The organism is Streptomyces spongiae (genome assembly GCF_009377185.1).
In the GTDB taxonomy this organism is placed as follows: Bacteria; Actinomycetota; Actinomycetes; order Streptomycetales; family Streptomycetaceae; genus Streptomyces; species Streptomyces spongiae.
Map to the genome: position 1 here is coordinate 1 of NZ_VJZC01001017.1, position 1,695 is coordinate 1,695.

Genomic DNA, 1,695 nt, shown 5'->3' on the forward strand with positions numbered 1-1,695 from the left:
CGGGCGGTGTGGGGGACGGTGGGGCCGGGTCACAGCGCAGCGGGGTGCTCTCGCCGAGGAAGCGCGGGTCGAAGCCGATCAGGTCGTAGCGGTCGGCCACGTCGCCCAGCGTCGGGCGCAGGGCGAGGGTGCTCGCGAGTCCGGCGCCCCCGGGTCCGCCGGGGTTGGAGAGCAGGATGCCCCGTCGGTGTGTCGGGTCCCTGGCCTCGATCCGGGAGATCTTCACGCGGATCGTACGGCCGCCGGGGGCGGAGTGGTCGAGGGGGACGGTGACGTCGGCGCACCGTGCGCCCGTCGCGTTCAGCTCCTTCTCGGCCGGTGGGCACGGGCCCCAGGCCGGACGCTGGTCGGCGTGGGCGGCCGGGGCGTCGGCGGGCCCCGCGGCGGAGACGGCGGGAACCGCTCCGACGAGCAGTCCGGCCGCTCCCAGGCTGATGGCGGCCGTGGACCACGGTAAGCGCATGATGTTCCTTCGACTCGGCTGTCGCTGTCCCGGTCGACGCTATGAACACACGGGCCCCGGGAACATCCGGTCATCCCGCCGCTTCACCCTGGGGCTGGCCACAGGTTCATCAGGGCGACCCACGTTCGTGTTGTGAACACGTCACCCCGGCGGCTCCGGCAACCCGCCTACGACGAGAACCGCTGCACCAGCTCCGTCGGCAGCACCACCTGACGCCGCTCCAGACCTCGCGAAACCGCTGGGCGGCGGTCGGCTATCTCGTCCAGGAGGAGGTCGATCATCGCGCGGCCCATTTCCTCTATGGGCTGGCGGACGCTGGTCAGGGGCGGGTCCATGTGGCGGGCTATCGCCGAGTCGTCGTAGCCGACGAGGGCGACGTCGTCGGGGATACGGCGGCCCGCCTCGCGCAGCACCTGGCGCGCGCCGGCCGCCATCACGTCCGACTCCGCGAAGACCGCGTCCAGGTCGGGGCACCGCTGAAGGAGTTCGGCCATCGCCCGGCGGCCGCCGTCCTCGGTGAAGTCACCCGGGAGGATCAGCTGCTCGTCGACGGGCCGGCCGGAGTCGGCCAGTGCCTCGCGGTAGCCCTCGATGCGCCGTTGGGCGCCATAGACGTCGAGGCGGCCGGTGATCGTGGCGATCGTCCTGCGCCCCCGGGCCATGAGGTGCTCCACCGCCGAGCGGCCCCCGCCGTAGTTGTCCGAGTCCACCGACGGCAGCGTCTCGCGGGCCGAGCGCGGGCCGCTGATCACGGCCGGGATCTCCAGCTGGGCCAGGAGGTCGGGCAGCGGGTCGTCGGCGTGCACCGACACCAGGAGGACGCCGTCCACCCGGTGTGCCGCCAGGTACTGGGCCAGGCGGCGGCGCTCCCGGTCGCTGCCCGCGAAGATCAGCAGCAGTTGCATCTCGGTTTCCGTGAGCGCGGCGCCCACGCCCTTCAGCATGTCCGAGAAGTACGGCTCCGCGAAGAAGCGGGTCTCCGGCTCGGGGACGACGAGGGCGATCGCGTCCGTACGGTTCGCGGCGAGCGCCCGGGCCGCCGTGTTCGGGACGTAGCCGAGCTCCGCCACCGCCGCCTCGACCGCCGTACGGGTCGCGTCGCTGACCCGGGGCGAGCCGTTGATCACCCGGGAGACCGTCCCTCGGCCGACACCGGCCCGCGCGGCGACCTCCTCCAGGGTCGGTCGCCGACCGCCCCGACCCCGCCCCGCATGACCTGTCTCTTATACACA

1 protein-coding gene and 1 pseudogene are annotated in these 1,695 nt (G+C 73.2%); both read right to left on the minus strand.

Going from position 1 to position 1,695, the window contains the following annotated elements; all coding sequences use genetic code 11:
• Window positions 1–463: pseudogene (locus tag FNH08_RS49720) on the minus strand (alpha/beta hydrolase); the annotation flags it as partial.
• Between the two features lie 167 nt (window positions 464–630).
• Complete coding sequence (locus FNH08_RS49725; RefSeq protein ID WP_152778586.1) at window positions 631–1,641, minus strand: LacI family DNA-binding transcriptional regulator; 1,011 nt, start codon at window positions 1,639–1,641, stop codon at window positions 631–633.
• Window positions 1,642–1,695: the final 54 nt, after the last annotated feature.